The following is a 4572-nucleotide window of genomic DNA, read 5'->3' as shown; positions in this document are numbered from 1 at the left end:
TCCGTGAGCCTGCACCGTGAAAGCCGTACCTTCAGAGTCCGATCGAACACAGTAGCCATCGACTCAGTCGCATCGTGCATGAGTAATTTAAGAAGCGTGTGCGTGCGATTCATAAACACATAGGCTTCGTGAGGTGCCACCTGACCAAAGCGCTGAATTGCCTTAGTGCGCAAGGTATCCATCCCCGCTCGTAAATCTGTCGCCTCACTCACCAGGATGATTTTATCTAGTGCCAGTAGGCTAGACGCTTGCTCTTGAATTCCCACTCGTTGGGCGGTCTCGATACGCATTAAAGACGGCATTGATTTCTCCTAACATACACAAAACCTTAGTGTCGCGCAATTTAGCAGGAATGAATACATGTATTCACCGGACGCTTACATTGCAGCAGGGTGCTCCAGTATTATTTTTATTAGCGTCTCGCTAAAGAATATAGCTGAAATTAAAACAGTTACTATCGACCCAAACAACAAAACCCATAGTAATGGTATCCATTTAAAAGACCACCTCAAAAGCTTTATGTTTCTTGTCGCTCTTTCTTCAAGGGTTTGATCATCCATATGGTTCTCCTAAGGCCTAACGCCAAGCTAAGCGGCGCGACGTCAGGAGCGTCCGCTGGAGCTTTTTGTTAAATGCTTGTTGGACATATACACCCTATATATATAAAGCGTGTATCCTGATAGGATTGCCAACTCTATTAGCACGAAAACTGTAAACCAGATATCCAGATATTTTTCATGCGTCTCTGGATTAAACGCTTTTAGAATTACAGGTTCTAAATATTTAGCAGAAACAAGCCAACCTAGAGCCAAGGAAAACAATAGAATGATGGTCGCTGTTAGGTATTTCACAATACCCTCCAAAACCATATTTCCTTAGACCTGCTATATGTTCCACCAGTATTAAATGTTGCAGATATTAGAAACCAAGTCCTCCAGTCTGTTAGCCGACTACCATTCCAAAGGTCAATATGATCACCGCTTCGGTTCCGAAAAGACTCGCCGTTTCTTGTCCAAAAGTCTTTGAAAAAGATTATTCCCTTCTTCCCAATAAGGTCTTTTTGAAAAGTGCTAGGATTTATCTCTATTTTTTTCTGGATACCGCCTATATGAAACCTAGCCAAGCCATTCGCTAGTTCTTCAGCAGCCAATACGTGTCCTTCTGATATATCATGCTGCCAGCAGTGGCGACCTTTTGGAACTAAATTAGTGGTCTTTACACCATTTTTTGCTAGTGCAGATCCAAGCCTAATTGCACATTGATCATCAAAATTCGTCTTTCCATTTGTTGTACATGGGGTTTTATCTCCTTGGATGGTCGGATATGAATCCCATAGCTGTTGAAACTTAATCACTTAGTATCTCCTTGTGGTTTGAAGTTGTTGCATTTAACGAAAAGCGTGAGTCGCGCCGCTTTAGCGGCGTCGGCTCCACGCAGTTGTTAGGCTTTTTTCTTTCTTATTCAATTACATGCGCCTTCAGGTGCATGCTCTCTACGGCCTAAGCTCGATCGGCGTGCCATCCGGAACCGCCCGCCAGAGTTCTGCCATCTCGTGATTAGTGACCGCAATACATCCAAGCGTCCAGTCAGCAAGGCGATGAAGCCTACCGACCCGACCCAACCTAACCCATTGCGGATGCCGTGAATCATGATGGCGCTCCCGGGTGAGACGCCCTTGATCTTAGCTGCTTCGGTATCCGCCACGCTGGGATAGGAGATGTGCAACGCACGAAAATAGGCGCTATCGGCTTTGCGATAATCGATGAGGTACCGGCCCTCGGGAGTCTTCTTGTCGCCCTCGCGCTCCTTAGCGCCGACCGGAACCCGGCCCAGCGAAACCGCATAGCTCTTTAGCAACTGCCCCTGCGAATAGAGCAGGAGCTGACGCTTGGCCTTCTCCACGACCACAAGGTCAGCCGCGACATTGGCAGGCAGTGGGTTCTCATGGTGATTCGCCCACGCGAGAGCGCCAACGATTGTCGACGCCACTAAAGCTGCGATGATGAGCCAACGCTTCATTTTGGTTCCGTGCCTAACATGTATTAGATCGCCTTCCACATAAGCCAATCATCGTGAAGGCGGTATAACCCGATGCGACTAAATTTTGATTGCCCGATTATACTATAGGGATCAACCCGTTACAAGACCATACTTTTTGGTAGATTATTTTCGCTTGACCCGCCTTGTCTTCACCAGTAAGATACTGTTTATCCATACAGCAAAAGGAAATTGCTATGCCCCAGACATCCAAGCTACGCGATCAGCTGCATGCAATCATTCATACAAACATTACAGCCTGCGTACTGAAAAAACCTACTGGTACTGGATACGCTATTTCATACGCTTTCATCGACTCCGCCACCCCCGCGACATGGCCGAAGCAGAAGTCGCTCAGCTTCTGACCTGGCTGGCGACACACAAGAACGTGGCGGCGGCCACCCAAAACCAGGCGCTCAATGCGCTGGTATTTCTTTATAAACACGTTTTACAACAGCCTTTGCAGCATATCGACGGCATTGCCCGTGCTAAAAAGCCACGCAAGCTGCCCGTGGTGCTGTTCCATGAGGAAGCCATATCCGTCATTGCCCAGCTGCCTCCCCCGCATCGGCTGATTGCTTCGCTCATGTATGGGGCCGGTCTGCGTGTCAGCGAAGCCTGCCGTTTACGCATCAAGGATGTGGATTTTAATCTGCACAGGCTGGTGATACGCAGCAGCAAGGGTGGTAAAGATCGCACGACCTTGCTGCCCCAGACGCTGTTTACAGAGCTTGAAGAGCTGATAGCGCAACGGACTCACCAACATGCCAGCCAGTCCGGCATGCCAGCACCTGTTACGTTGCTTTATGCGCTGGCCCGTAAATATCCCAATGCAGGCTGCGCACTGGCTTGGCAATGGCTGTTTCCTTCTGAGAGTCTATGCCAAGACGACGACGGCCGTTGGGTACGCCATCATTTGCATATTTCTGCAGTACAAAAAGCAGTGAAAAAATCTATTGCGGCAGCTGGCATACACAAGGCTGCCTCCTGCCACAGTTTTCGTCACACGTTTGCAACCCAGCTGCTACGCCAAGGCACCGATATCCGTACTGTACAAGAGCTGCTTGGACATACTGATTTAAACACCACAAAAATTTATACCCATGTGTTAGGGCAAGACTTTGCCGGAGTACGCAGTCCGCTGGGTTGAGCGATATCTTGCAGGCTGGCAATAAAAAAGGCCATGCATCACTACACAGCCTTTTTATTGGTAACAGCAACTAACAATAGTTACTTGTACAGCTCACCACTTTCATAACGCTGGAACATGGCTTCCAGTGACAGCGGCTTGATTTTGCCGGCCTGTCCCGCAGCGCCAAAGGCTTCGTAACGGGCAATGGCGATATCACGCATGGCCTTGGTGGTTTCTGCCAGGTACTTGCGCGGGTCGAACTCGGCTGGGTTCTTCGCCATATAGCGGCGAATCGCACCGGTGGCGGCCAGACGCAGGTCGGTGTCAATGTTGACCTTGCGCACGCCGTGCTTGATGCCCTCAACAATTTCTTCTGTATGACCCCCATTTTTAGGAACACCTTTTAGTGGAATGATATGGATTTTAAGCCGCTTTAAATTGCGGGGGTATACCTCCTATAGCCATGTTAGGCCGTACGTTATTATACTGCCATTGCCATTGGGTGACTAGCAACTCAGCTTGCTCCAATGAGTCAAAGATATACATATTTAAAAGCTCCTCCCTGACAGTTCGGTTAAATCGCTCAATATAGGCATTTTGATAGGGCTTGCCGGGCTGAATGTAGTTCAGACGAATGCCTTGACTTTCAGTCCATGAGATCAGTCGTTCTGAGATATACTCAGGACCATTGTCAACTCGTATCTCTTTAGGCTTTCCACGCTGCTCAATTGTGCGCTCTAGGTATCGAATCACCTGCTCGCTCGGAATAGATAAGGCAACATCCATGGCTAACGCTTCTCGGTTGAAATCATCAATGACGTTCAATAAACGTAGTCTACGACCATCGGCTAGTGCATCACTCATAAAATCCATTGACCATACCTGATTAGCAGCTGTCGGCACAGCCAGTGGCGCTGACTGCTTTCGTTGAAGGCGTAGACGAGGTTTAATAGGTAAGTTCAATGCTAACTCCTTGTAGATGCGGTAAACACGCTTATGATTCCAAACAACGCCTTGGACATTTCTGAGATAGAAAAAGCATAGTTTAAAGCCCCAACGCTTATTGGCTTGGGTAAGTTTAATCAAGCAATCGGCAATCTGCTCGTCCTCAGCCTTTCCTTTACTTTGATAGTAATAACTTGATGTGCTAATACCCACCGTTCGGCAAGCTAACCTGACAGCAAAGCCTTGACGTGATACAAGTGTTCTTGTCATCGCTTTTCGTAGCGATGGCTTTACCACTTTCCCTCAAGTAGTTCCTTTCGTGCCTCGGAAACTAGCCGCTCCTCAGCATAAAGCTTCTTAAGCTTCGCATTCTCTTCCTGTAGGCGTTTTAGCTCATTGAGCATTGACGAGTCCATGCCGGCATACTTGCTATCGACCATTTGTAAAAGCAGATTGGC

The 4572-nt window shown here is 48.0% G+C and carries 6 protein-coding genes and 1 pseudogene; 1 reads left to right on the top strand and 6 read right to left on the bottom strand.

The features are described from left to right. The 4 genes from tnpB to V757_RS17080 form a co-directional block, all read right to left on the bottom strand. Positions 1 to 302 (bottom strand): IS66 family insertion sequence element accessory protein TnpB (tnpB, locus tag V757_RS27345; RefSeq protein WP_147628817.1); only part of this gene is annotated, 302 nt, incomplete at its 3' end. Between the two features lie 75 nt (positions 303 to 377). Continuing rightward, positions 378 to 560, bottom strand: a complete 183-nt coding sequence (locus V757_RS17095) for a hypothetical protein (RefSeq protein ID WP_023949265.1) — start codon at positions 558 to 560, stop codon at positions 378 to 380. A gap of 287 nt (positions 561 to 847) precedes the next feature. Further along, positions 848 to 1354 carry a type VI secretion system amidase effector protein Tae4 gene (locus V757_RS17085; protein WP_023949261.1) on the bottom strand — a complete coding sequence of 169 codons (507 nt, stop codon included), beginning with the start codon at positions 1352 to 1354 and terminating at the stop codon, positions 848 to 850. Positions 1355 to 1461: 107 nt separating this feature from the next. After that, entirely contained in the window at positions 1462 to 2019 is a 558-nt protein-coding gene (locus tag V757_RS17080; protein ID WP_218184469.1) for a L,D-transpeptidase family protein, read from the bottom strand. A 136-nt stretch (positions 2020 to 2155) separates the two neighbouring features. Between V757_RS17080 and V757_RS17075 the strand changes: the two genes are divergently transcribed. Further along, on the top strand, positions 2156 to 3187 hold the full coding sequence (locus tag V757_RS17075) for an integron integrase (protein ID WP_218184468.1): 1032 nt from the start codon (positions 2156 to 2158) through the stop codon (positions 3185 to 3187). An 80-nt stretch (positions 3188 to 3267) separates the two neighbouring features. Here the strand turns inward: V757_RS17075 and V757_RS17070 are convergent. Both V757_RS17070 and V757_RS17065 read right to left on the bottom strand, forming a co-directional pair. Beyond that, positions 3268 to 3555 (bottom strand): annotated as a pseudogene (locus V757_RS17070) (class II fructose-bisphosphate aldolase); the annotation flags it as partial. Between the two features lie 37 nt (positions 3556 to 3592). Then, positions 3593 to 4572 (bottom strand): IS3 family transposase gene (locus V757_RS17065; protein ID WP_245586943.1). Its coding sequence is split into 2 segments (ribosomal slippage), with 981 coding nucleotides annotated over them: positions 3593 to 4410 and positions 4410 to 4572; the frame shifts between segments, so codons are not numbered across the junction. This gene is flagged as partial in the annotation.

Origin of the sequence: Pelistega indica (genome assembly GCF_000506865.1) — a bacterium.
Lineage (GTDB): Bacteria > Pseudomonadota > Gammaproteobacteria > Burkholderiales > Burkholderiaceae_B > Taylorella > Taylorella indica.
The sequence above is the reverse complement of the archived record's forward strand: the minus strand, read 5'-3'. Positions and strand labels throughout refer to the sequence as shown.

Bases quoted from the DNA above. Each gene is read 5' to 3' on its own strand.
- V757_RS17080 (WP_218184469.1), bottom strand. From the start codon at position 2,019: ATGAAGCGTTGGCTCATCATCGCAGCTTTAGTGGCGTCGACAATCGTT.
- V757_RS17095 (WP_023949265.1), bottom strand. From the start codon at position 560: ATGGATGATCAAACCCTTGAAGAAAGAGCGACAAGAAACATAAAGCTT.